This window comes from Butyricicoccus sp. AM78-15b2TA (assembly GCF_027665985.1).
Lineage (GTDB): Bacteria > Bacillota > Clostridia > Oscillospirales > Butyricicoccaceae > Agathobaculum > Agathobaculum butyriciproducens.
On sequence record NZ_JAQEHY010000011.1, the window covers coordinates 65,356 to 85,913 of the forward strand.

Annotated in this window: 26 protein-coding genes and 2 pseudogenes; 8 read left to right on the forward strand and 20 right to left on the reverse strand. The window is 49.1% G+C overall.

Annotated features, from left to right (window positions below; genetic code table 11):
- Window positions 1-182: 182 nt before the first annotated feature.
- From PGS25_RS10795 to PGS25_RS10805, 3 genes are read right to left on the reverse strand one after another with little or no spacing between them, the layout of a single operon-like run.
- Window positions 183-794 carry a manganese catalase family protein gene (locus PGS25_RS10795; protein ID WP_118647282.1) on the reverse strand — a complete coding sequence of 204 codons (612 nt, stop codon included), beginning with the start codon at window positions 792-794 and terminating at the stop codon, window positions 183-185.
- Window positions 794-1,051, reverse strand: coding sequence for a spore coat protein CotJB (locus PGS25_RS10800; RefSeq protein WP_118285050.1), 258 nt, complete (start codon window positions 1,049-1,051; stop codon window positions 794-796). The genes PGS25_RS10795 and PGS25_RS10800 overlap by 1 nt, the downstream gene beginning before the upstream one ends.
- A complete protein-coding gene (locus PGS25_RS10805; RefSeq protein WP_118360178.1) occupies window positions 1,048-1,227 on the reverse strand; it encodes a spore coat associated protein CotJA in 180 nt (59 codons plus the stop codon). The genes PGS25_RS10800 and PGS25_RS10805 overlap by 4 nt, the downstream gene beginning before the upstream one ends.
- Before the next feature lie 192 nt (window positions 1,228-1,419).
- Between PGS25_RS10805 and PGS25_RS10810 the strand changes: the two genes are divergently transcribed.
- Genes PGS25_RS10810 through PGS25_RS10820 form a run of 3 tightly spaced genes read left to right on the forward strand, consistent with a single transcriptional unit; the run spans window position 1,420 to window position 2,972 of the window.
- Complete coding sequence (locus tag PGS25_RS10810) at window positions 1,420-1,980, forward strand: TIGR01440 family protein (protein WP_117491574.1); 561 nt, start codon at window positions 1,420-1,422, stop codon at window positions 1,978-1,980.
- Window positions 1,981-1,987: 7 nt separating this feature from the next.
- Window positions 1,988-2,692, forward strand: coding sequence for an HAD family hydrolase (locus tag PGS25_RS10815; protein ID WP_117751308.1), 705 nt, complete (start codon window positions 1,988-1,990; stop codon window positions 2,690-2,692).
- A 25-nt stretch (window positions 2,693-2,717) separates the two neighbouring features.
- On the forward strand, window positions 2,718-2,972 hold the full coding sequence (locus tag PGS25_RS10820) for a TIGR03905 family TSCPD domain-containing protein (protein WP_270418653.1): 255 nt from the start codon (window positions 2,718-2,720) through the stop codon (window positions 2,970-2,972).
- A 298-nt stretch (window positions 2,973-3,270) separates the two neighbouring features.
- Here the strand turns inward: PGS25_RS10820 and PGS25_RS10825 are convergent, their stop codons facing one another.
- From PGS25_RS10825 to PGS25_RS10875, 11 genes and pseudogenes are all read right to left on the reverse strand, one after another.
- Window positions 3,271-3,930: a 4'-phosphopantetheinyl transferase family protein gene (locus PGS25_RS10825; RefSeq protein ID WP_270418654.1), complete on the reverse strand. Its 660-nt coding sequence runs from the start codon at window positions 3,928-3,930 to the stop codon at window positions 3,271-3,273.
- A gap of 230 nt (window positions 3,931-4,160) precedes the next feature.
- The gene (locus PGS25_RS10830) at window positions 4,161-4,562 is read right to left on the reverse strand and encodes a (deoxy)nucleoside triphosphate pyrophosphohydrolase (protein WP_270418656.1); all 402 of its coding nucleotides are present in this window, start codon (window positions 4,560-4,562) and stop codon (window positions 4,161-4,163) included.
- 12 nt (window positions 4,563-4,574) lie between these two features.
- A complete protein-coding gene (locus tag PGS25_RS10835; protein ID WP_270418658.1) occupies window positions 4,575-7,718 on the reverse strand; it encodes a DUF3427 domain-containing protein in 3,144 nt (1,047 codons plus the stop codon).
- Between the two features lie 128 nt (window positions 7,719-7,846).
- A pseudogene (locus PGS25_RS10840) lies at window positions 7,847-8,238 on the reverse strand (MobQ family relaxase); the annotation flags it as partial.
- A 14-nt stretch (window positions 8,239-8,252) separates the two neighbouring features.
- Complete coding sequence (locus PGS25_RS10845; protein ID WP_270418660.1) at window positions 8,253-8,456, reverse strand: hypothetical protein; 204 nt, start codon at window positions 8,454-8,456, stop codon at window positions 8,253-8,255.
- A gap of 928 nt (window positions 8,457-9,384) precedes the next feature.
- A complete protein-coding gene (locus PGS25_RS10850) occupies window positions 9,385-10,779 on the reverse strand; it encodes a tyrosine-type recombinase/integrase (protein WP_270418662.1) in 1,395 nt (464 codons plus the stop codon).
- Window positions 10,780-10,788: 9 nt separating this feature from the next.
- A complete protein-coding gene (locus tag PGS25_RS10855) occupies window positions 10,789-11,148 on the reverse strand; it encodes a helix-turn-helix domain-containing protein (protein WP_270418664.1) in 360 nt (119 codons plus the stop codon).
- An 81-nt stretch (window positions 11,149-11,229) separates the two neighbouring features.
- Window positions 11,230-11,586 carry a helix-turn-helix domain-containing protein gene (locus PGS25_RS10860; RefSeq protein WP_270418666.1) on the reverse strand — a complete coding sequence of 119 codons (357 nt, stop codon included), beginning with the start codon at window positions 11,584-11,586 and terminating at the stop codon, window positions 11,230-11,232.
- Between the two features lie 108 nt (window positions 11,587-11,694).
- The gene (locus tag PGS25_RS10865) at window positions 11,695-11,895 is read right to left on the reverse strand and encodes a helix-turn-helix domain-containing protein (RefSeq protein ID WP_118478688.1); all 201 of its coding nucleotides are present in this window, start codon (window positions 11,893-11,895) and stop codon (window positions 11,695-11,697) included.
- Window positions 11,896-11,900: 5 nt separating this feature from the next.
- Window positions 11,901-12,302 carry a type II toxin-antitoxin system PemK/MazF family toxin gene (locus PGS25_RS10870; RefSeq protein WP_243031002.1) on the reverse strand — a complete coding sequence of 134 codons (402 nt, stop codon included), beginning with the start codon at window positions 12,300-12,302 and terminating at the stop codon, window positions 11,901-11,903.
- A gap of 447 nt (window positions 12,303-12,749) precedes the next feature.
- On the reverse strand, window positions 12,750-12,986 hold the full coding sequence (locus tag PGS25_RS10875; protein WP_118686363.1) for a helix-turn-helix domain-containing protein: 237 nt from the start codon (window positions 12,984-12,986) through the stop codon (window positions 12,750-12,752).
- 221 nt (window positions 12,987-13,207) lie between these two features.
- On the opposite strand from PGS25_RS10875, the gene PGS25_RS10880 reads away from it, so the two are divergent.
- The 5 genes from PGS25_RS10880 to PGS25_RS10900 all read left to right on the forward strand — a co-directional run bounded on the left by PGS25_RS10880 (window position 13,208) and on the right by PGS25_RS10900 (window position 17,071).
- Entirely contained in the window at window positions 13,208-14,791 is a 1,584-nt protein-coding gene (locus tag PGS25_RS10880) for an AAA family ATPase (protein WP_270418672.1), read from the forward strand.
- A gap of 204 nt (window positions 14,792-14,995) precedes the next feature.
- A complete protein-coding gene (locus PGS25_RS10885; protein WP_270418673.1) occupies window positions 14,996-15,544 on the forward strand; it encodes an AbrB/MazE/SpoVT family DNA-binding domain-containing protein in 549 nt (182 codons plus the stop codon).
- Between the two features lie 2 nt (window positions 15,545-15,546).
- On the forward strand, window positions 15,547-16,359 hold the full coding sequence (locus PGS25_RS10890) for a hypothetical protein (RefSeq protein WP_270418675.1): 813 nt from the start codon (window positions 15,547-15,549) through the stop codon (window positions 16,357-16,359).
- Window positions 16,360-16,497: 138 nt separating this feature from the next.
- On the forward strand, window positions 16,498-16,758 hold the full coding sequence (locus PGS25_RS10895) for a type II toxin-antitoxin system Phd/YefM family antitoxin (RefSeq protein ID WP_270418677.1): 261 nt from the start codon (window positions 16,498-16,500) through the stop codon (window positions 16,756-16,758).
- Entirely contained in the window at window positions 16,748-17,071 is a 324-nt protein-coding gene (locus tag PGS25_RS10900; RefSeq protein WP_270418678.1) for a type II toxin-antitoxin system RelE/ParE family toxin, read from the forward strand. The genes PGS25_RS10895 and PGS25_RS10900 overlap by 11 nt, the downstream gene beginning before the upstream one ends.
- A gap of 260 nt (window positions 17,072-17,331) precedes the next feature.
- Here PGS25_RS10900 and PGS25_RS10905 read toward each other — a convergent pair.
- From PGS25_RS10905 to PGS25_RS10930, 6 genes and pseudogenes are all read right to left on the reverse strand, one after another.
- Window positions 17,332-17,679 (reverse strand): annotated as a pseudogene (locus tag PGS25_RS10905) (relaxase/mobilization nuclease domain-containing protein); the annotation flags it as partial.
- Between the two features lie 83 nt (window positions 17,680-17,762).
- A complete protein-coding gene (locus PGS25_RS10910) occupies window positions 17,763-18,056 on the reverse strand; it encodes a hypothetical protein (protein ID WP_270418680.1) in 294 nt (97 codons plus the stop codon).
- A 230-nt stretch (window positions 18,057-18,286) separates the two neighbouring features.
- Window positions 18,287-18,613, reverse strand: a complete 327-nt coding sequence (locus PGS25_RS10915) for a type II toxin-antitoxin system RelE/ParE family toxin (protein WP_270418681.1) — start codon at window positions 18,611-18,613, stop codon at window positions 18,287-18,289.
- Complete coding sequence (locus PGS25_RS10920) at window positions 18,606-18,860, reverse strand: type II toxin-antitoxin system prevent-host-death family antitoxin (RefSeq protein WP_270418683.1); 255 nt, start codon at window positions 18,858-18,860, stop codon at window positions 18,606-18,608. Before PGS25_RS10920 ends, PGS25_RS10915 begins: the two co-directional genes overlap by 8 nt.
- 406 nt (window positions 18,861-19,266) lie before the next feature.
- Window positions 19,267-19,689 (reverse strand): hypothetical protein, encoded by a 423-nt coding sequence (locus PGS25_RS10925; RefSeq protein WP_270418684.1) that lies wholly within the window; start codon window positions 19,687-19,689, stop codon window positions 19,267-19,269.
- A gap of 206 nt (window positions 19,690-19,895) precedes the next feature.
- Window positions 19,896-20,228, reverse strand: a complete 333-nt coding sequence (locus tag PGS25_RS10930; protein WP_118648711.1) for a plasmid mobilization protein — start codon at window positions 20,226-20,228, stop codon at window positions 19,896-19,898.
- Window positions 20,229-20,558 lie beyond the last annotated feature (330 nt).

Below are 20,558 nucleotides of genomic sequence, written 5' to 3' on the forward strand. Positions count from 1 at the left end.
TCCGATAGTGATCAGGCAAATATATAATATGCGCTACTTAATAGCATTATAGCAGAAATACACGGAAAAGAAAAGACACTTTACACGGTAAAGTGTTCAAATTTGTTTTGCACAGTGCCCCGGATTGATGCAGTATTTGCACAAAAAAGGAGACGGTCAGGGACCATCTCCTTGCAAATGCGTTATTTCTCTTTGGGCCGGATGTCGATGGACGGGTTGTAGGCGTAGTAATTCTTGGCATCCAGATTATCCTGCACAACGCGCAGCGCATCTCCGAACCGCTGGAAATGCACGACTTCCCGTTCCCGCAGGAATTTGAGCGGCTCGCGAACATCCGGGTCGTCGATCAGGCGGAGAAGGTTGTCGTAGGTTGTTCTGGCTTTTTGCTCCGCTGCCATATCCTCAAACAGATCAGTGATCGGGTCTCCTTTGGACTGGAACGTTGCGGCGCTCCACGGCACACCGGAGGCCGACTGCGGGTAAATGCCGGTCGTGTGATCGACAAAGTAGGCGTCAAAGCCGCCCTCCTTGATCTGCTCGGGCGTGAGATTGCGCGTCAGCTGGTACACGATGGCGGAGATCATCTCCATGTGGGCAAGCTCTTCCGTGCCGATGTCCGTCAAAATGCCCTTGCATTCCTTATACGGCATGGCATACCGCTGGTTGAGGTAGCGCATGGACGCACCCAGCTCGCCGTCCGGGCCGCCAAGCTGAGAGATAACAATTTTGGCGGTCTGCGGATTCGGATTCTTGATCTTTACCGGAAACTGCAATCGCTTATCGTATGACCACATCAGTCCTCAGCTCCTTCCCACGGCCACGGATCGTCGATCCACGTCCAATGTCCGCTGCAGGTATCCACTTCGCGGGCGGTCAGCGGACCGAATGCATCCTCGTACTCAGCGGCGGCCTTGTCAAACGCCGTGCGCATTTCGTTGTAATATTTGAGTGCGGCAGCGTTGTCCGGATGGCCGTCGAGGTACTCGATCACCTCAACGAGCGCGAAATCGTACATGCGCACGCGCCCGAGCAGCTTAGCCTTGTCGGTCATTGCGGCACGGCCTCCTCTCCGAGAAACGGCTTGTCGAGTGCCGGAAAGATCGTGCCGCGCGAGAAGGCCAGCACCGGATCATACGGCGTATCAAATTCCTGCGTCGGCACAAAGGCCATCGCAAGCGAAAGCAGACCGGCAGGAATACTCTCCTTGGTCTGTGGATTTTTGTTCATAAGATCACCCTGTAAATTGAAAATTGAGAATGGAGAATAGAAAATGAATGAAACGAAATGTTGCCGGGCACCCCGCCCTGCAATATAACAAAGCTATAAGGATTGCATTCTCCATTGTCATGCTATGTTCTGGGGTCTTAACAAGTTCTCAAACTTGTGTTATACTATATAAATAAAAAGGAGGCATGAAAAATGGAGCTTTCTGAAATCAGAGAACAAAGTGCGAAGGCGGCAGAGCAGGTTTGCGAGGCAGCCAAGCTGAAGATCGGCGACCTGTTTGTGGTCGGCTGCTCGTCAAGTGAGATTCTGGGCGAGAAGATCGGCACGCATTCCAGTGTAGAGGTAGCCGAAGCGGTATTCGAGGGCATTCACAGCGTACTGCATGAGCACGGCGTGGAGCTGGCGGCACAGTGCTGTGAGCATCTCAATCGTGCGCTGATCGTGGAGCGTGCTGTGGCAGAGCAGTTCGGTCTGGAGGAGGTCAACGTCGTTCCGCAGCCCAAGGCAGGCGGTTCGTTCGGCACGACCGCGTACAAACGCTTTGATGATCCGGTGGCGGTTGAGTCGCTCAAGCAGAGCGCCTCTGCGGGCATGGACATCGGCGGAACGCTGATTGGCATGCACATCAAGCCGGTGGTCGTACCGCTGCGCATTGAGACCAAGAAGATCGGCGAAGCCGTTCTGCTGTGCGCACGCCGCCGTCCGAAGTTTGTAGGCGGCAGCCGCGCAGTCTATAACGAAAAACTTTTGTGAGGATTTTATGGGATTAAAAGCAGTTTTTTTCGATCTGGATGACACGTTATACACCAGCTTTCAGGCCGGGGACGCCTACGCCTACGAAAAGCTGGAGGAGTGGGCCATCAGCACGTTTGGAGACAAAGGCAAGGGGTTCGCGGACGCATTCCGCGTCAACCGCAAGCGTCTGGCACGGCAGCAGCCTGCCATGCCGCCCACGCATGACCGTGTGCTGTTTGCACAGGGCGCACTCGAGCGCATGGGCCTGAACGCCGTTCGCTATTCGCGCGAGGCATTCCGCGTGTACTGGGATGCGGTGTTCGCCAAGATGACCTTGCGTCCGGGCGTGGCTGAGTTTTTGGATGAGCTGCGTGCGGCGGGCGTTAAGGTGGCCATCTGCACCAACATGCTGGCGGATATCCAGATGGAAAAGCTGGAGTACCTCGGCATTGCCGACAAGGTGGACTGCCTTGTTACGAGTGAGGAAGCCGGTGTGGATAAGCCGGGTTCGGCGATCTTCTGGCTGGCGATGCACAAATGCCGCTGTCTGCCGGAGGAGACCGTCATGGTTGGCGACAATTTCACGCACGATATTCAGGGCGCGCTCGACGTCGGCATTGACGGCGTGTGGCTCAACTGGACGGACAAGCCGAAACCGGTCGGTGAGCTGTCCTACACTGAGGTAAGCACATTCGAGCAGGCAGCGGCGCATATCCGCACTTTGCTCTGATCAGTTAGGGAGGACAAGGAAAGACATGCAGCATTTTGACTACAAGCCGCACGGCGTATGTCCGATGAATATCTCGTTCGATCTGGACGGTGATATCGTGCACAACGTATCCTTCAAGGGCGGCTGCAACGGCAATCTGCAGGCAATCAGCCGCGTGGTCGAGGGCATGACCGTGGAGCAGATTGAAGGCTACTTCAAGGGCATTTCGTGTAGCGGACGCGGCACAAGCTGCTCGGATCAGTTGGCAACAGCGGTCCGCAAGGCGAAAGAGTCTGAATAAACAGAAAGAACCGATACCTTATGGTATCGGTTCTTTCAGTCTGTCGAAAAAGTCGTATAGTCAGCATTTTTCAGCATTTCGCGCGGCAGCGCGCATGAAATAGCATTTGCTCTGCAAATGCTCAAAAAGGGGGAGCATGTATCACCCTTTTTGAACTTCTGGAGGGAGAAAGTTTCTGTATAGGAACTTTCGGACGACTTTGGAACGGCCCACGGTCCGTTCCTGCTTGTCGGCGAAACTGTAGTTTCGCGACAGCCTCAAAGAACCGATACCTTATGGTATCGGTTCTTTTTGCGTTTTATGGGATGAAAAGCTGCGGTAAAACGGTTAGAGTGGGCGATTTCTCGTTTTTTTTCTGCACACATACGCCGAGCCTGTAGGCGGGATCGGGGAAATCCGGCACAAAGAGGGAGCCGGGTGTGCCGACGGTGATTGCCGGCGGCTGACAGGCAATATCTACGCAGAACTGCCGCAGCAGCCGCAGACCGCGGCCGTCGGCCTTGACGTAGCTTTCCTTGAGCGCCCACAGTGTGTAAAACGCGTTTTCGCGCTCGGCAGGAGAGAGCGAGGACAGGTACCGTACCTCATCAGGGTGGAAGAAGCGGTCGGCAATATTGGGCTTGAAGGAGCGGCACTGCTGAATGTCCACGCCGACCGGGTGGTCGCTCACCGCACAGACTGCCCATGCAGCGGAATGCGACAGGCTGAAATGGACATCCGGCGCGGCGGTCAGATACGGCTTGCCGTTCTCGTTCGCGGCAATGTCGAGCGGGCGCGGCACGGACGGACAGCAAAGGCGGATTGCCTCATCCAACAGCAGGGAAGCGGTGAAGCTCTGCTGACGGGAGGCGCCGTGCAGGCTGTCGATATACGTCAGCCGCGCGGCGGACAGGCGGGAACGAAGCGAAATATTCATAATATCGGCGGCCGCTGCGGACAGGGCGAAAAGATGGGTCAAAGTAATGCTCCTCTTGCAACATTCATGTGATTTGCTGTCTGATTAACGAATAAATGCATCAGTTCGGTATTCATAATACCGGTTTGTGTCTGGTTTCTGTGTAAACCAATATACCTCTAACCGGTTTCGCTGTCAACAAGTTTCGGCAAGACGATTATTTTTCGCATATCCGTTTTTTTGAATACCGGAAAGGCTTCGCAGATGATGGCTGCACCGCCTTGCATTACAGTTCATGATGGCAGCAAAGTGAGCGCTTTCTCAATTTTATCAACCAGCGCTAAATCAGCCGGCAGCCACTCCACGCTTTTCAGTGTTTCCTTGGTCAGCCATCGCGCTTCGGCGGCCTCTAACAGTTCAAGATTACCGCGAATCAGCTGACACCAGAAGCAATCCATTGAAAGGTGAAAGGTCGGATAATCAAATTCAACGGTATCAATCAATTCACCAACCGCAATTTCAGAAGCAAGTTCCTCCCGGATTTCTCTTTTTAAGGCTTCCTGCGGCGTTTCACCGGGCTCGATTTTTCCGCCGGGGAACTCCCACAGCCCCTTAAAGTCACCATAGCCGCGCATGGTGGCGAAGATTTTTTCACCATCGCGAATAACTGCGGCGGCGACTCGAATTGGTTTCATAAAATGCCTTCCTTATCCGACTACCAGCTTGTTCGTCTTGCGAAGATACTTCGCCGGAATCGGCTGGTCCAGATGCCATGTAATATTCATTGGCTTGCTGCCGGTGTGCTTCACATAGACTGCCGTTCCAAGACAGGTATACGGTGCAGCGCCAATGCTGTCCTGCTTGAACTCCCGCACAAAGAGAACGACCTTGCTGCCGCGCTGCCGGTGGTTGATATAACGCTGACCGGTGCTTGCTGTATCGGAGGTCGTGCTCTGACTTTGCCAATGGAACAGGCTTTCGTTGATCGAATAGTCGTTGTACATGGTAGTCGGTGAGTAGTCCTTGTCTGCCTTGTTGAGCGTGATAAAGAACACATCGACCTGCTTGTCCGGCAGCCATTTGACACCCTCCCGCACATTTTTCGGCGTCATATAGTCCATTGCAATCAGAATTTGATCTCTGGTATAGGTGCAATGCAGGTCCAGCGGACAATCAAAGCCAAGCGGGACAGGCTGATCGATAAAGTCAATACGTTCCAGATTGAGCGCCAGAAGCTCATACAGTTCGTGCATCATAATCGGGCTGTCCGCGAGCAGCTGCATGTTGGCTTGCGTAGTATGGAAACGCCAGTCTGCCGCCTCCTGAAATACGGTGATGTAGAACATTTGCAGCATGCGCTTTTCAAAATCGGAAAGCGAAGCCGCAAGTTCACAGGAGAAGCGCGGAAGAATATCCGTCAGGAACTTAATCCAGCGCCGGGAATCCACGGCAACCAGCTTGCTGAACGCCTTTGTCAGAATGCTTTCGGCAGGCTCGATAAAATCATCGCGGACGCCTGCATCTGCACAGAGACGGGAGAAGGAGAATTTACCGTAGATCGACCGCGGGTCGAGGTGATAGTAGCCGATGAAATTCTTCAAGGAAAGGGGAAGGCCGCTGTCCTGTGTGAAGGTTTCGATACGCGCAATCAGACCGGCACGGTCACCGAAGGAGCGGCGAATATTCGCCAGAATGACTTCGGAAGCCTTCTTTTCCAGCTGGATATAGCAGCCCTTCGGCAGTGATACAAAGCCCTTTTTCACCTCGTACTGCATGCTGTGATTGCTGTGAGAGAGCAGTGCAGCAAACTTTTCTTCAAAATTGTATTTCTTGTTTGCCTGACCGATAAAGTCCAAAACGGTCAGGCAGTCTTTTCCTTCCGAGAGACGCAGACCGCGGCCAAGCTGCTGTAAGAAAATCGTGAGCGACTCGGTAGGGCGCAGAAAGAGGATGGTGTCAATTTCGGGAATATCAACGCCCTCGTTATACAAATCTACAACAAAGATAAAGCGGATTTCACCGGAGACCAGACGCTGTCTGGCTTCATTTCGTTCCTTATCGCTGGAATTAGCGGTAAGCGACATGCAGGGAATACCCTTTGATAGAAAGTACGCTTCCATGAATTTAGCATGCTCGACAGAGACGCAAAACCCAAGACCGCGAACCTTATTGATGTCGGTTACATACCGGTAGAGAGAATTGACAATATGGCCGGCGCGCTTTTCGGCGACAGCACGGTTCAGAGAAAACACGTTGTTAAGTTCAGCTTTATCATAACCGCCGCGCGTCCAGCGAATATTGGATAGGTCGACATCATCGGAAACGCCGAAGTATTGGAACGGGCAGAGCAGCTTGCGCTCGATTGCCTCCGGCAGTCGAATTTCAGATGCAATACGGCCATTAAAGTAATCCAGAACGTTTTTTCCATCCATACGTTCCGGCGTTGCGGTCAGACCCAATAAAATTTTCGGCTTGAAGTGGTTCAGCAGTCCTTGATAGGTAGGTGCTGCTGCATGATGGAACTCGTCCACAATGATGAAATCGTAATAGTCCTCCGGGAGAAAGTCATACAGCTTCTGAGAAGCTAATGTCTGCACTGAAATAAATAGATGCTCCAGACTGCCCGGCTTGAAGCTGCCCACAAAAAGCTCTCCGAAATTGGGGTCCTTTAATACAGCGCGGAAGGCACTTCGGCTCTGTTTCAGAATTTCCTCTCGATGAACGACAAACAGCAAACGGGGCTTCGAACCGGAGAAGGCTTTGCAGAACCGTCGGTAATCAAAGGCAGAGATTAAGGTTTTTCCGGTGCCGGTTGCTGCAACGACAAGATTGCGGTAATAGCCGCGAACCTCGCGCTCTGCCTGCAGGCGATCCAAAATCTCCTGCTGGTATGGGTAGGGTTGAATATCGAAAACGAACTGCATCTCGCTTGTCGGATTGGCATTTCCGTTTGTTGACAGTGCACGCTCCAGTCTTTCCCTGCACCCGTCCTCATAGACTTCAAAACTGGCGGTGTTCCAATAACTATCGAAGGTTGCTTCCATCTTCTGAATGGTTGGCAGCATATCCTTGGTTGTCAGCTTAACATTCCATTCCAGTCCGCTGGACATAGCCGGATTGGAGAGGTTGGAAGAACCGACATACGCCGTAGTAAAGCCGGTTTCACGATAGAACATATACGCCTTTGCATGAAGTCTGGTACGCTCGGTATCGTAAGATACACGGATTTCTGTGTTGGGGAGCTTGCGAAGCGCCTCCACCGCTTTCACATCCGTTGCGCCCATATATGTTGTCGTAATAACGCGGAGCCTGCCGCTGCGTTCCGCAAAATGCTGAAGATCATCGATGATTAAACGAAGACCGCTCCATTTGACAAACGAAACCAGCATATCAATGCGGTCTGCGGAGGCGATTTCTTTCTTCAGCTCGGAAAACATCTGCGGCTCATGAACTGCTCCGGTAAATAAGCTGCTTTGCGCAATCGATGTTTCGGGGCGAGGGAGGTCCTTTGCTTTTTTCTGGCCGATGCGCATCATAGGATCATCGCGGGACAGCAATGCGAATAACTGCTCGCCCTCATCGTCCACAGTAAAATCGCGCAGGTCGTCCTGCGCTGTCTCCTGCGAAATCAGATCAACAATTTTGTTGACCAGATTTAGCTGCGCAGAAATATCGTCACCCGCAATGCGGTCAAGACCTTTGTGAACGACTTCGGACAGGTACTGCGTTAAGACAGAGGAGGACTCGGCAGCATCGATTTTCTCGATATGCTTGCTGCCTTCCGGCAGCTGACGCAGCTCATCTTTGATTTCGGTATTCACCACTTGCTCGTAAAGGCCTTGTTTAAGCATGAAAGAAGTCTCCTGTGTGGTATCGTAATTCGTAATAGGTGTTATTCCTTGAACTGTTTTGAGTAATTTCGACAATTTTATTGTACTCTAAACCGCAAGGAAAATCAATCCATTCATCAGCGTCCAACCTTCAAGCTCTCTGTGGCAGCACTGTGTTCGCTGACACGGTGTTCCAAATCTTCAAGGGAATAAATGCCATTCTCCCGCAGGTAATTGAAGGTATCTTTAGGTTGCTGATTTTACCTTTCTGGGAATACGCCCCGGCTTTGCGCTGGGTGTAATAGGCGTTCAGCGGAGAAACAAGGTCGGGTGCCTGCGGCTTGGCAAGCTCTGCTTTTGCTTCGGCAATCCAATCAAACAGGAGAGCGATTTTCTTCTTGATGTCTCGGATAACGGCATTGGTTGCCTTGATCCAGCGGTTGAACTCGCCCTTTTCGGTGCGGATGCCTTTCTTCTCCATCGCCCGGACGGTTGTGCCCTCATGGACGGTGGGAAGTAAATCCACGCCTTGCTGACCGTAAAAATAATCGAAACTCACACGGTTTCACCACCTTCTTTCTGCGGAACACTTTCTGTTGTCGGCGGAATGCTGCGGAAAGTCGTATCCGTCTTTTCGTAAGGACATCGGGCAAAATAGCAGAAGCGGTATTCCTGTTCATACGCATCCATATCAACGAAGCCCCACTTCACGCATAACCTTCTTCGTACACCAACCAATGCACGGGTGATCTCGCCCATAGGGACAGCCATCACATTCCGACTTGGGTTTCGGTGGCAAAGAGATTAAGTAGTAGCAATGATTTCTACCCAGACGGCAACCCTTTCTGCCATTCGTCCAGAAGTAGCAGTAATGGCAATCGCTCGGCTTGTCTGCGGCATAAACAGGCTTGCTCAAATAAAACACCTCCAATCTCTTGTATTTGCCCATGGTTTTGGACAAAAAAGAGCGCCTATCTATCCCCGATGCGGGGCAAATAGACGCTCTATGTATACAACCATATTCAATTTTATCTGCCATAACAGCGTGATACTGAAAACATCCGCCTTTTTTGATTAGCAGGTTTTTTAGCACGATTTTTGGTCTGATTAGCAGGAAGGGCATTTTCATTAGCAAGAACAGCCCGTTTTCTGCTAAAAATTAGCTGGCGATTTTGTCTTATAACAACCGTTCGATTCTGGAGGGGTTGTCAAAAATCAAATTTTGGAGTAGAATTTTATCTCATACAGTGAAAGAGCTTTTTCGTAGCTTTTTATATAAGAAAAGCCGAAAACCCTTGAAAACAAAGGCTTTCGGCGTTGTTAGCTGGCGTCCCAGAGAGGATTTGAACCTCCGACCCCACGCTTAGGAGAAGCCCCCCGCCGGTTTCGCCCGTGTTCACCCGAGTTCATGGGAGTGGGTCGATGAGTGAATTTCCGTGATGTAGAGTCGCTGTATGTTCACCACGGTTCATGGAAGATACAGGCAAATTGGACGTTTATTAGACGTTTTCTAATACGGGGGAAGATGCGTATTTTTTTCGCGCGCCAATATTAGACGTTTTTACATGAAATACAGCACTGTTCTTCACATCATAAATCAAGCAAAGGATACTATATAATATATCATAATTCCACGCAAATGAAAAGAGAGCACTTGATCACGGGTGCTCTCTTAGATAGGGGAGGGTTAGCCAAGATTGTCGGCAAGCGCGCTCAGAATCTTGAGCAGGTCGGGGTCTTCGGAGATTTTTTTCAAAAGCGACGGATCGATATCGGAAGGAGAAGTGGGGCTGACAGCAGGGGGTGCTTCTTGCGAATCAGGGATTTTGCCGCGGTAAAAAATCTGCTCGAACAGCTCGGCGTTATTTTTGCGGTTCTCGTCCATGACATGGGCGTACTGATCTGTCACCATCTGGGCTTGCGCGTGACCGGAGTCACCTTGGACGGATTTGATGTCACCGCCAGTCAGCTGCAATTTGTAAGTGATGCTGGAATGGCGAAGCGAGTGGAAAACAACTTTTGGCAGGTCGTTTTTCTTAATTAATGCTTGGAACATCGCAGTAATCCGCGACTGCTCCACCGGGCTGCCCAGACCATGGGCCAAGACCAAGTTGTGGTCAGCGTACTCGTCACCGAGCGCCTCCTTGGTGCGTTCCTGCTCGCGCTTCCATGATTCAAGCTGGCGCGCAACAGTTTTCGGGATAAAAACTTTGCGAATGCTAGATTCCGTCTTGGGCTTTTTCAAGACGAGCATGGTTTTGTTGCGCTTCGAGCTCTGAGGGAAGATGAAGAGGACGTCCTTTTGCTCGAGGGACTTCATGGCCGTCTTGTCGACACGCTGGAGCTCTTTTTCAATCATGATAGACGCTGTTCCGTCTGCGATGCTTTGCGGAGAAATATCGACGCAGTCCCAGGTCAAGCCGAGAATTTCGCCGATTCGCATACTGCACGCGAAAGAAAGGTTGATAGCCAGCTTAAGACGAGCATCATCACAAACATCGAGTGCAAGAAAAATTGTCTCAGAGTCCCAGACTTCACGTTTTTGGGGTACAGCCTTAGGAACAGTGGCATGAAGAGCTGGATTTTTCTCCATAAGCTCCCACTTGACAGCTTGAGTGAAGGCACTCCGCAGCAAACTGTGGACTTTGCGGACTGTCGCCGGCTGAACAAAACCGGAAGCCTTTGCCCCGCGCTTCTGGGTGACATGGGAAACAGCGGGGGTTTTCAGGAGTTTCTGATAATATTTCTCGAGAATGTGTGGCGATATTTCGCACAAATTCATCTTACCGATGACTGGATTAATGTAATTCCGTATCAAACGCGTGTTTGAGGAATAGACCGATAGCGACCATGTAGTTGTCCCGTAAAGGGAGACATACTCTTTAAGCAGATCGGCCACCGTTTTGCAGGTGGGAACGTTCATAACGCCGAGCTCCTGACGATGCTCGATCTCTGCCTTACGGCGCTTTGCATCAGCCAGGGTTCGATACGTTTCCCATTTTTGCTTGCGCTTTCCGGATACTTCATCATACTCGTAATGCACGACGAGAAAACGATCGTTTCTATGTACGATTGATGCCATTATTTCACCTCAAATTTCATGTTTATTTTCCTGTTGGAGCAAAATCCGCTGGATTTCATCTCGCGAAATCAAATACTTTGCGCCGCATTTCTCCGCGGCGAGTTCGCCGCTTTGAATCATTTGGCGGACATCATTATATGTAATGTGCAGGAGGACAGATGCTTCCTGCATCCAAAAAACCGACTTTGTTTTGTCGATTTCGGTGCAAAACCTGCTCTGGTCGGAATACCAGCGGTCGAAACTCTCTTTGGTCACGCGCCGACGGCCAGCGATAAAAACGAAGTCGAATTTGTCTCGATCCGGGCCATAAAGGAGGATGTGGTAAACAGCCTTGCGAGGGATGCCTAAAATTTGTGCAACTTCGGGCATTGTCATCGTCTGTGCTTCAAGAGCAGCATCTCGTGCTCGGTCGGCTCGGGTACGGTATCTGGTTTGCGTTTTATACCAATCTCAAAAATCGCGCTTGGAAATGCGAAGCCAGCTATCAACTTTAAAAGTTTTAATGTTGTAACGTTGAATAATATCGTATATGGTACTGAAGCCTATGCCTAGCTCTTCGGCAAGCTCTTGCGGGGAATAGGATTCTGCACGGAGTACTTTGCCGGGCGGCGGCCCATGGACCTTTTTGTGCTTGACTTGTCGGGCATACCAATGCTCGAAACTGTCTATTATGATTCGAATCTTGCCGTTGATAATAGCGGTCTCGAAGCATTGCTTTTTAACAAGCCAATACGCATCGGTTTTACCCAGGCCGAGCAGGCGCTGCATCTCTGGCACAGACATTGTAGTCTTTTTCTTTTTTGTCATGGGGATTCTCCTTCGAAAATAGTAGCCAGGTCATTTGACCTGGCTATATTTTAGTTGATGTATAGCGACATTGTTAGGATGTCGAACAGTTGAGCGACATCCTTGACATCAGCAGGATTGGCCATTAAGCCATTCGTCAAAGCTGAATTTGGAAATGCGGATTGCGGTGCCGATTTTAAACCAGTGGAACTGACCGGTTTTCAGCAGCTGATAGACGCTTCCACGGCTAATGCCCAGCATTTTCTGCAACTCAGCGACCGTATAGCAACGCTTGTCGGTGCTGATAGGGATACTATCGATATTTTGCATAAAAATTACTCCTTTTGCTCGTTAGGTGGTATGATGCGGATGATGTGCTGTGGCGGCAGGCCTATGCTCTCGCGAATGCCTAGGTCGATGCACGACATATGGATTGGTCGCACATGACCCAAATAGCGGATGATTTGCGATTTACGTATTGTCTGGATCTGTTCGGCCAAGGCCATGCATGGCTTGTCCAGACCGCGTTGATGCCGCAAGACGTAGTGTGTTGGCATGTCTGTTTTTTTGATTTCAGCCGTAAGGGGAACGACGATCAGGGTCGGTGCAAATCTGTTGCCGTAGTCGTTCTGAACGACAACAACAGGACGGGTGCCTCCTTGAATGTGACCATGATGCTCGCCGAGGTCAGCAAGGTAAATGTCACCTCTGCGAAAACTCCAATTTTTGTTAATCATAGATTCCCACTCCTATTATGTAACGTGGGCGGAGAAGATCCCGCCCACGGTGAATTTCTATTGCTAAAGATTATGTTTCCCAAGAATTTGTCTCTGACGCCCCCTCAGGATCGCAGGCATTAAGCCTGTAGGGAGTCAATCAAGCGGTCGGCTGCGATAACCGACCTCATGGGAATTTCACCCCTCCGCGGTCCTCTCGGAGCTGCGTGCAGAAGTATCATTATTTTGCAATATTTCATAGGTATATTTCAGTAGCAAACCGAAACTTACAGCCGATTTTCGCTCCTGCCAATGGCAATCGTGGCGTTTGTCGCTGATGTTCCTCCATATCACATGCTGAACTTGATTGACTGATATTGACTTGTCAAAGAACATGTAAGGATTAATGATCCTTACATAATAATTGTATATTATTGCGAAAGAAGTAACAGGTACAGGGAGTACGGATTACCCGAGTTCAGTTGTTCTGCGATTGGCAAGAAGAATATAATCTGTGCTTGCGTGGAAGAACTTGGACATGGCAATAACCAGATCAAGAGATGGTGTGCGCTTTCCGCGTTCGATTTTGCCGACATATTCAACGCTGATGCCTAAAGATTCGGCCAGTTTTTCCTGGGTTAACCCTTTTTCCGTACGCAGACTTTTGATGCGCAGCCCGAGTTCAATTTGAGCGAAATAGTCCATTTGTAAAACTCCTAATTGTTTATTTTAAGGCTGTTTTAGCCTTTCAGTTAAACAATTCAGTTTTGCGGTAAGAAAAGTGCATTTTTGGCGCAACTTTGCTGGTAGAAAATACGGTCGATATAAAATTGAACACTGAAGATCTGCTTCGTTTGCTATTTGTGCGGATGGATGGTAAAATCAATACATAGAGAAGTGATTACCGCTGAAAGGAGATGTTACAGATGGGGAGATTTGTAAATCCAGATAACAGTGCATTTCAGGTCGCGCTGAATGCGGAGATCTATCTCGACAAGACAGGTCTGATTGCATATGCCAACCGCGTGTTGGATACTCCGGATGCCTATATCTGCAACAGCCGGCCGAGAAGGTTTGGAAAATCCTATGCAGCGAATATGCTCGCGGCGTATTACAGCAGAGGTACAGATTCCGAGAAAATGTTTGCAGATCTGGACATTGGGAAAACCCCTCTGTTTCGCACGCACCTGAACCGCTATGATGTTATTCATATCGATGTTCAGTGGTTTCGCTCCTATGCGGATGGCAATATCGTTTCAGTCATCACAGAAAGCGTAATGGAGGAGCTGCGAGATATCTATCCGGATAGTCTGCCGTCCGAGGTTGCTTCTCTGCCGGATGCCTTGTCTCGTGTGCGCGAAAAGACCGGACGGAAATTTGTTATCATCATTGACGAATGGGATGTGCTCATTCGAGATGCATCGGCTGATACAAAAATCCAGAACGAATATATCAGCTTCCTGCGCGGTCTCTTTAAGGGAGTCGAGCCGACAAAGTATATTGCGCTTGCCTATTTGACGGGTATTCTCCCAATCAAAAAAGAAAAAACGCAGTCAGCACTCAATAACTTTAACGAATTCACCATGCTGAGCCCCGGTCCACTCGCTCCGTTTATCGGTTTTACTGAGGACGAAGTGCAGCGGCTTTGCAGCACATATCACCGGGACTTTGGCGAGGTGAAACGCTGGTATAACGGCTATCTACTGAACGGTCAGCAGATCTATAATCCGAGGGTAGTCGTCAGCGTGATGCAGCGGCAGGAGTTCCGCAGCTACTGGTCGGAAACAGCATCGTATGATGCGATTGTTCCGCTCATCAACATGGACTACGATGGTCTGAAAACCGCTGTCATCGAAATGCTGTCAGGCGCGTCGGTCAAAGTGAACACCGCGACATTCAAAAATGATACGGCAAATATCAACAGCAAGGACGATGTGCTGACCTATTTGATCCATCTCGGCTATCTTGGCTACGATCAGAGGGAAAGAACCGCATCCGTTCCAAATGAAGAAATCCGTCAGGAACTAACCACGGCCGTGGAGAGTAAGCCGTGGAATGAGATGCTGCTGTTTCAACAGGAGTCTGATAAGCTGCTCGATGCAACGCTCGATAGGGACTGTGCCGCAGTAGCAAAGCAGATCGAGAAGATTCACAATGAATATACGTCAGTCATTCAGTACCATAACGAAAATTCGTTGAGCAGTGTTCTGACGATCGCCTACTTGAGCGCGATGCAGTATTATTTTAAGCCGGTTCGTGAACTGCCGGCCGGCCGCGGATTTGCGGATTTCGTATTTCTGCCTAAACCGGAATACCGGAGTGATTATCCGGCGCTGATTGTCGAGCTGAAGTGGAACAAGAACGCGCAGACCGCTTTGCAGCAGATTAAGGATCGAAATTACCCTGCATCGATTGTGCAGTATACGGGCGATATCCTGCTTGTTGGCATCAACTATAACAAAGACACCAAAGAGCACGAGTGCGTGATCGAAGAATATAGAAAAAGATAAGCACAGCCGTTAAGAGTAGATTTACAGCCTCTCTTAACGGCTGCGTTATATAATGCAGGGTTTTACCTATAAATTTGCGGATAAGATCTCTTTATAGCCCTATACAGTAACTCGTGCAGGGACAGCGTTATCGTGTAAATAATGAACAATAAAATTCGCTATATTGGTGTCCAATGGATACAATAATAGCAGGGAGTGATATGAGTGTCGATAGAACAGCGCAAGGCAAAAATTTTAATCAACAAGGCAGGCGGAACGGCTGGCGCGGATGCGAAAAACTATCGCGTGGCACTGCCGTCTGCTTGGATAAACGAACTGGGGATTGACGAAGAATCGCGCGAAGTTGTGCTGCAGTTTGATGGTGAATCCATCACGATACGGCGTGCTGTATCGGGCGGCTACTCAGACTTTGTGGATACCGCTCGTCGGCACGGACATGAGCTGCTTGTCCTGCATTTTTACGATGGTAACGCACTGTGTACGAAAATCTGCGCAGACAGAACAACGCGCACGCTGGCAATCGAGAACCATACGGCAGATGTATTGCGGACAGCATTTGGTGTCGACCAGAACCCGACCTGGAACGATTTGCAGGAGTTTTTAGAAAGCCGCTGTGTACCGCGTCAACGGGATGGTCTGCGCTATTATTTGGCGGAATTTGGATTGGAAAAGTATGAGCCGCTGGAAATCATTCGCAAGACTGAGGGCCGTATGGCAGAGGACAACTGTCGCCTTGTGATCATGGAGGGATGAGCGTGGTAATCAAGAGGACGACAGGAAACCGCATTGCAGGAACTTCGTCAAAGGGCAATCAGGAGAAGTGGCAGGAGGACGGCCGCTGGTTTAAGCTGGATATGTTCGGCTATGAAGGGCTGGCGGAAACTGTGACTTCGGCGCTGTTGTCTCGAACCAATATTATTGAACTGGGTTTTCAATATGTAACCTACCGCATGGAGCGGCTGGAGGTCCATGGCCGCACCCGCAACGGCTGTTCCAGTGCAGACTTTTTGCAGCCGGGAGAATCCATTCTGACACTTGCCGATTTACTGCGCAAAGGCGTAGGCTCGGACTGGCAGTCGCAAGTAAAACGACTTCCCAATATGCAGGCAAAAATCGGGTGGCTGGTCGAACAGACCGAACGCTTGACCGGACTTGACCGGTTCGGTGCTTATTTGACCGCGTTGTTTGAAGCGGATATGCTGTTTGGTAACGAGGACCGTCACTTGAACAATATCGCTGTGTTGCGCCGCGGGGAAGTGTTTGACTATTGCCCGATGTTCGATTTTGGCGCAGGACTGCTGTCCAATGTGCGTGATTACCCGATGGATGTAGAGCCGAAAGTGTTGCTGTCCCAACTTCGTGCTCAGCCGATGAATGCCCAATTCGTCCGACAGGTTCACGCGGCACAGGCAAACTACGGCGCTCAGATTCGGTACGATTCCTCACGGGAAGATATCGTAAATGCGCTTGCCGAGCCGCTGGCGTTCTATGCTGAGCGTGACCGGTCGTATATCTCTGATCGTGTGATGTTCTGCATACAGACGCAGTACCGGAAATTGAAAAAGTAAAATATGAAATTACGGGATAAGTACCGCAAAATCATTCAGTAGAAGATGAGAACGGTGGAGGAGGTGATTACTAAGAAATAGACATTGCAGAAGTAAATACGGCGTAGCATAATTATGGTACGAAAGGAGCGTGTTTATATGCCTCGTATTATACCAATCCGTGATTTGAAAAATACGACTGAAATTTCTAAAATGTGCAATGAATCTCCTGAGCCGGTCTATATCACTAAAAATGGTTATGGTGACATGGTTATTATGGGGATGAAAGCCTATGAGGAAAAACTGTATATGTTGGATGTGTATTCCAGATTAGCACAGGCCGAAGAAGAAATTCACGAAGGCAAAGCGATAGACGCTCGCAAAGCATTGAAAGACTTGAAGGCGAAATATGGCTTATAAAGTTGAGATTGCACCTCTGGCCAATAAGGACTTGGAAGAAATTCTTGACTATATTTTGAGGGAATTATCGAATCCGTCGGATGCGGCTGATTTATTGGATGGGATAGGATCTTGCTATTCTAATTTGGAGAAAATGCCGGAAATGTATGAGCGGTGTCGAGATACTCGATTGAAAGCAATGGGGTATCGCCGCATTACCGTAAAAAATTATGTTATCATTTATAAGGTCGAGGAAAGCATAAAGACAGTATACATTATGCGTTGTTTTTATGGTGGACGGGACTATGAAAAAACTAATTTGAATAAATTTTGAAGTGCAGCTTGAAGTCAGGCTGCACTTTTATACTGGATGAATGTAGAGTGCAATCGGTCGTATATATCGGACCATGTGCGGCTTTGCGTGCAGAAGCAGTATCGAAAAGTGAAAAGTAGAGAGGACAGTTATTTGAATAAGTCTTCCGCAGTTCAAATCGAGTTTAAGATGTTATCGTTGTAGTTCAACCATATATAAAGAAAGAGCCCAACCAATCAGATGAACTGAGAGGTTGGACTCCTTTGCTATGGATGGTATGGAGTCCTGCAAACAAAAGTCAATGCATACCTGCCTTTGGTAAATCGAAGCGCAAGCTCACGCCCTAAACGGTTCGCTTCCTCCGGCGTGATCTCGCTCGGTTTGAAGGACTGACGAATTTGATAGGCGATTACTTCATGCTGCTGCCGGCGGCCGGTAATCTGCTCATATCGACGCTTTGACAGCAGAAACTCTTCATCAACGGTCAGCGGATCACATTGATACCCGGTGACCAGTCTGCCTTTCTCAGTCTTATCCGGATTTTTGGCATAATTCGTTCTGTCGCCCAGGCTGCGCGCAATGGTTTTGCCCTTACTGATGTGCATGGGGATCAGTCGTGTAGCGGCCACAGACAGTCACTCCTTTCTGCATTTTCAACAAAAATAAAGATCGGAGACATTTTCATGCCTCCGATCTTACAGCGTATGCGGTATTACGAAAAAATGAATTTAGACAGCAGCCCGGTCAGCGTTTCCAGTCCAAGTGAAATGATTTCAGTGAACAGGATTGCCAGAAATACCAGAACTGCAAACCCGAAAACGATCGCAGCGAGGGCCCATGCGTGCTGAAAAAGCAGCGTGACAAGGCAGACGCCCAGCAGCAGATATAACAGTCCCGTTGCCAGCGTGGAGATATGCAAAGCTATCGAATAAAAAATAGAAAATACGCTGACAACTGCCATAATCAGCAGCGCGATAATGCGAAAGGGAAGTTTAATCAGCCACATATCAAGACCTCCTGCGTGTTCTGATTACAGTCTATGATATGGATTTTCGCTTGTCAAGGATGTCGTTTTATAGGTGTTTACTTTAGCGTGGATAGAGGTGAAAGCAAGCTTATATTGTTGAGGTAAACAAGGGGAAACATACTGACAGAGGATATGCAGCGCGTTATCTTTGGCAGTGTCTGAATTGCAAAACCGCTTGTATCTCTACAAGCGGTTCAATGGTTTGTCATCTATTCATCTGTTGTACTGTCTCCGAACAAAATCCGCATATAATCACGGCGGGCATAGAGAATACGGTCAATAAAAACTTCGCTGTCGTAAGCACGGTAGAAACTAATGTAATTGCCGCTTACAATAAAGCGATAATCGCTCTCTATATCCGCAATCGAAGATAGCTGAGCTCCGGCCTGTGCATGGTTCTGCAAAATGCGGAGACTCTTTGTAATTCGACTTACGGTGGCCAATGCTGCGGATGGGTTCAGTAACTCTTCCTCAATATAGGCTTTGATTTCTAAAAGATCATTTTGGGCTTCTTCGGACAAATGCAAATTATTCATTGACAATCCCGAGGTTCTTTTCTACGGCTTCCAATGTCAGCCAGCCTTTCTCTTCGCCAGATTTTCGGCCTTTTGCAAGTTCATTCATCAGCCGGAGGGTTGCCTGTGTCTTTTCAAAGTCCTGTATATCGAGAATTGCATATCTGCCGCGCCCGTTCTTTGTCAGAAAAACCGGAGCACCAACAGCCACATCATGCAGCACATCGCTGTAATTTCGCAGATCGGAAATGGGTCTGATATTTGGCATATTGCTCAACTCCTTTCAACCATAGTATATCCCAATCTGCTGTAAAATTCAACCGCAGTTTTTACAACGCATGAATTTTATTGATTTCCAATTTGCTAAGCCCTATCATCCGCCAAAAAGGCGGCCTCGGACTATACCGCTGCCGCCTTGCAAATAATTTAAGGCAACACCGCATAATTGAACAAGAGTGATTTGCGAGTAAATTTTGCGTACTGACGAGGCACAGTTTTGCGGTAATACTTGATGTATTACCGTGAAACTTCGGCAGCGCGGACGGAACTCGCGCAAGGAACCGAAGCCAAAGTCAGGACACAAAATTTCCGCAAAGCACCGCCGCTTTAATTGTGCGGTATTGCCTTAATGCCTAATATGGTGTTTGGAGACGGAGTCAGCCGCAGTCGGGTTATTACCAGAGGGCCTGTTTTACATAAACATCACGACCCAGCAATTGGATGATGCAGCCAAATGCTCCTGCGCGCCAGATACGAATTTTGTTTGCTTTCGCCGCAAACATACTCTCGCCAAGAACGTCATCGAAAATGCGGATTTCGGACGTCAACTCGCCAACCAGACGATAATGTGCGCCAATCGCTGTATCTTCGTTGCAAATGTATGCATAATAACTGGAGCTGCTGCCAAAATCCAGCGAAACAATTTTCCAGTCCATCAAGTCATCAGTCAAACCGACTGCAAAAAGCGAACGGCGATCCGACTCTCCGATAGATGCCCGGGGAGCATCCTTGTAGCGGAGCACATTGCGCATCAAATGCTCCTTTTCGTTCCATTTACGGTTTGCTTCTTTGTAAAGCGCTAACATTTCGTTATCCATTACAGTTGTCCTTTCGTTTTATTGATAATTGTGTAATATGAGAATACAAAATTGTCTAAGTGACTCTTCAAAATCCTCATATATACTATATATATCTCGTCACATAAAATGTAGCGCTTCTTTCAGAGCGTTTACAGTTTGTTCATAATTTAATTCGCATTCAGCAGATAGAAGCGGCGCTTCAAGCACTTTTCACAACAGTAACACTACTGAATCACCGCCAGTCTTGCCAGAATTTCTTTCGCAGACAGCCAGATTTCCTCCAGCCGGTTCTGCAAATCCTGAATATCATCTGCATAAATGGAGTTGGTCGCGTTGGCGCGTTTTGCGTACTGATTGAGATTGTTGCTGCAATAGCGCAGCAGCGAGACCATTTTCTTGACGTCCTCCAGTTCCAGATTCACACAGTAGCCGTCCAGTGCCATTTTGCGGAGATAGGCGCTCTTGTTCTGGATTCCGACCTCCTGCATTTTCTGCTGCATTCGGTCCAGTTCATCCTGCGACATGACAAAGTGAACCCATTTGTTTCTCGGCTGCATGGAGCACCTCCTGTTGATTGTATGGTGGTAAACAGCAGGAAGAAGCGCAGATGTTACCGAGCTTCCTCCTGCATTTTCTGTTTGTTCCGAGCACGCTTTGACGGCTTTTCCTTTTCGGTTGTGGTCTTTTTCGCCTGCAAATCAGCGAGGGCAGAGGGCGGCGCAAACTCCGCTTCCTTCTGCTCGATGACAGTCCAGAACCGCTGACACTGTTCCCGCGACAGGCCAAGCGTTTCATCCTCCATAAATCGGCAGGCAGCGTCCTTGACAGCCTGTATCGTTTCGGCCTGCTCGACCTCAGGAGTCCAGTAATGCAGCTCCGCCGCCGAG

Bases quoted from the DNA above. Each gene is read 5' to 3' on its own strand.
- PGS25_RS10795 (WP_118647282.1), bottom strand. From the start codon at position 794: ATGTGGTCATACGATAAGCGATTGCAGTTTCCGGTAAAGATCAAGAAT.
- PGS25_RS10800 (WP_118285050.1), bottom strand. From the start codon at position 1,051: ATGACCGACAAGGCTAAGCTGCTCGGGCGCGTGCGCATGTACGATTTC.
- PGS25_RS10805 (WP_118360178.1), bottom strand. From the start codon at position 1,227: ATGAACAAAAATCCACAGACCAAGGAGAGTATTCCTGCCGGTCTGCTT.
- PGS25_RS10810 (WP_117491574.1), top strand. From the start codon at position 1,420: ATGGAGCTTTCTGAAATCAGAGAACAAAGTGCGAAGGCGGCAGAGCAG.
- PGS25_RS10815 (WP_117751308.1), top strand. From the start codon at position 1,988: ATGGGATTAAAAGCAGTTTTTTTCGATCTGGATGACACGTTATACACC.
- PGS25_RS10820 (WP_270418653.1), top strand. From the start codon at position 2,718: ATGCAGCATTTTGACTACAAGCCGCACGGCGTATGTCCGATGAATATC.
- PGS25_RS10830 (WP_270418656.1), bottom strand. From the start codon at position 4,562: ATGAAACCAATTCGAGTCGCCGCCGCAGTTATTCGCGATGGTGAAAAA.
- PGS25_RS10835 (WP_270418658.1), bottom strand. From the start codon at position 7,718: ATGCTTAAACAAGGCCTTTACGAGCAAGTGGTGAATACCGAAATCAAA.
- PGS25_RS10845 (WP_270418660.1), bottom strand. From the start codon at position 8,456: ATGGGCGAGATCACCCGTGCATTGGTTGGTGTACGAAGAAGGTTATGC.
- PGS25_RS10850 (WP_270418662.1), bottom strand. From the start codon at position 10,779: ATGGCATCAATCGTACATAGAAACGATCGTTTTCTCGTCGTGCATTAC.
- PGS25_RS10855 (WP_270418664.1), bottom strand. From the start codon at position 11,148: ATGCCCGAAGTTGCACAAATTTTAGGCATCCCTCGCAAGGCTGTTTAC.
- PGS25_RS10860 (WP_270418666.1), bottom strand. From the start codon at position 11,586: ATGACAAAAAAGAAAAAGACTACAATGTCTGTGCCAGAGATGCAGCGC.
- PGS25_RS10865 (WP_118478688.1), bottom strand. From the start codon at position 11,895: ATGCAAAATATCGATAGTATCCCTATCAGCACCGACAAGCGTTGCTAT.
- PGS25_RS10870 (WP_243031002.1), bottom strand. From the start codon at position 12,302: ATGATTAACAAAAATTGGAGTTTTCGCAGAGGTGACATTTACCTTGCT.
- PGS25_RS10875 (WP_118686363.1), bottom strand. From the start codon at position 12,986: ATGGACTATTTCGCTCAAATTGAACTCGGGCTGCGCATCAAAAGTCTG.
- PGS25_RS10880 (WP_270418672.1), top strand. From the start codon at position 13,208: ATGGGGAGATTTGTAAATCCAGATAACAGTGCATTTCAGGTCGCGCTG.
- PGS25_RS10895 (WP_270418677.1), top strand. From the start codon at position 16,498: ATGCCTCGTATTATACCAATCCGTGATTTGAAAAATACGACTGAAATT.
- PGS25_RS10900 (WP_270418678.1), top strand. From the start codon at position 16,748: ATGGCTTATAAAGTTGAGATTGCACCTCTGGCCAATAAGGACTTGGAA.
- PGS25_RS10910 (WP_270418680.1), bottom strand. From the start codon at position 18,056: ATGTGGCTGATTAAACTTCCCTTTCGCATTATCGCGCTGCTGATTATG.
- PGS25_RS10915 (WP_270418681.1), bottom strand. From the start codon at position 18,613: ATGAATAATTTGCATTTGTCCGAAGAAGCCCAAAATGATCTTTTAGAA.
- PGS25_RS10920 (WP_270418683.1), bottom strand. From the start codon at position 18,860: ATGCCAAATATCAGACCCATTTCCGATCTGCGAAATTACAGCGATGTG.
- PGS25_RS10925 (WP_270418684.1), bottom strand. From the start codon at position 19,689: ATGGATAACGAAATGTTAGCGCTTTACAAAGAAGCAAACCGTAAATGG.
- PGS25_RS10930 (WP_118648711.1), bottom strand. From the start codon at position 20,228: ATGCAGCCGAGAAACAAATGGGTTCACTTTGTCATGTCGCAGGATGAA.